This is a genomic window from Devosia sp., from assembly GCF_034675085.1.
In the GTDB taxonomy this organism is placed as follows: domain Bacteria; phylum Pseudomonadota; class Alphaproteobacteria; order Rhizobiales; family Devosiaceae; genus Devosia.
The window spans coordinates 1-1,963 of record NZ_JAUCDN010000449.1; the positions used below are offsets into that span (position 1 = coordinate 1).

Genomic DNA, 1,963 nt, shown 5'->3' on the forward strand with positions numbered 1-1,963 from the left:
GAATGGTTGCGATTTTCATTTTCCGGTTTCTCCGATGACGCAATGTCGATCCGGGGAAACAGACTCAAGCGCCGTGCCAGATCCGGCGGCTGGAAAATATGCTTTCTTTGCAAGGGGTTATGGGTGAGGTGTTGCGGGCAGATTTGGATGGCGTTGGAAATTGCCTGAGAAATCGGCAATGGAAAATGCTGTAGATTAAAAAATAGGCAATGCTGAGGGGTGCTCCAAAGCCCGCCTCACCCACCATGTCATTCCGGCGCAGGCCGGAATCCAGGCTGAAGGCTCTCCCCTGGCACCGGAGCACGTGGAAAAATGCGGATATGGATTCCGGCCTGCGCCGAAATGACCCGGTGCGGGGGAGGAGAACCTCCCGTCCCGCTCGCGGTTGGCAGGGCGGGCGGAAGGGGATAGGGGTAAAAGCACAGAGATCAGGAGACCATCATGAGCGCGCCGGACCGGTACGATGTCATCATTGTCGGAGGCGGGCCGGTGGGGATGACGCTGGCCCTGGCGCTGGTGCAGGCGGCGCGGGGAGTGCGGGTGGCGCTGGTGGACCGGCGGCCGCTCTCGGTGCCGCGCGACAACCGCGCCTCGGCCATCGCCGCCGGGGTGCGCAGGGTTTTCGAGGCGCTGGGGGTGTGGCCGGAGATGGCGGCGCAAGCGCAGCCGATCACCGCCATGCGCATCACCGATTCGGGCGAAGGCGACATCGCCCGGCCGCTGTTTCTCACCTTCGAGGGCGAGGTGGCGCCCGGCGAGGCCTTTGCCCATATGGTGCCCAACAGCGTCAGCGGCCGGGTGTTGCTGGCGGCGGTGGAGGGCAGGATGGAGGTGGTCGCCCCGGCCGTCCCCGCGGCCTATCGCCTCGAAGGGGACCTTGCCCTGCTGACACTGGAGGACGGGCGCGTGCTGGCCGCGCCGCTGATCGTGGCCGCCGATGGCGGGCAGTCGGGGTTGCGCACCATGGCCGGCATCACCGTCACCGGCCATGATTACGGTCAGACCGGGCTGGTGGCCACCATCGCCCATGAGCTGGACCATGACGGGGTGGCCTATGAGCATTTCCGCCCCGCCGGACCCTTTGCCAGCCTGCCGCTGCCGGGCAAACGCTCCTCGCTGGTGTGGACCGAGCGCAGCACGGATGCGCAGCGCTTCCTCGCCATGGAGGCGGACGAATTGGCGCGGGAGATCGAGGCGGTGATGGGATCGAGCCTGGGCGCGGTGCGGCTGGAGGAAAAGCTGATGGGCTTTCCCCTCAAGCTCCAGATCGCCCGCAGCTTCATCGCGCCGCGCCTGGCGCTGGTGGGCGACGCCGCCCATGTGGTGCACCCCATCGCCGGCCAGGGGCTCAATCTGGGCCTGAAGGACGTGGCGGCGCTGGCCGAAGTGGCGGTGGACGCCATGCGGCTGGGGCTGGACCATGGGGCCGACGACGTTCTGGGCCGCTACCAGGCCTGGCGGCGGCTGGACACGGCCGGCATGGCGGCGATGACCGACACGCTCAATCGCCTTTTCTCCAACGATGTCGCTCCGGTGCGGGCGCTGCGCGATTTCGGGCTGGGACTGGTCGACCGGGCCGGGCCGGTCAAATCGGCGCTGATCCGCACCGCTTCGGGGCTTTCCTCTTCCGGCCCGAAGCTATTGAGCGGGCTGCCGATTTAGGGGGCATTCTGCGCAATGCCTGTCGCCCCAGCCTCCGAGCCGGGGCCCGTCCCGACGATTGGGGGGCAGCATTTCAGGATGGATCCCGGCGCCGGGGCGGGATGACATCAAGAATGGGGTGGGCGCGCCCGTGTGGCGGAAACACACGGAAAGGCCCCCTCACCCCGCCCTTTGGGCCGACCTCTCCCCCGAAGGGCAGGGCTATCGCATATGAAAAACTGATCGTCACCGGTGGTTCAGTCATCACCTCCCCACCGGATAGCGCGCTTGCGCGCTTCCGGCGCAGGCTCTTGCGGGGCTT

General features: G+C 67.1%; 1 protein-coding gene. It reads left to right on the forward strand.

Annotation, left to right across the window (positions count from 1 at the left end; genetic code table 11):
• Positions 1-441: 441 nt before the first annotated feature.
• Positions 442-1,662, forward strand: a complete 1,221-nt coding sequence (locus tag VDP82_RS17580; protein WP_323016110.1) for an FAD-dependent monooxygenase — start codon at positions 442-444, stop codon at positions 1,660-1,662.
• The last annotated feature ends 301 nt before the right edge of the window (positions 1,663-1,963 follow it).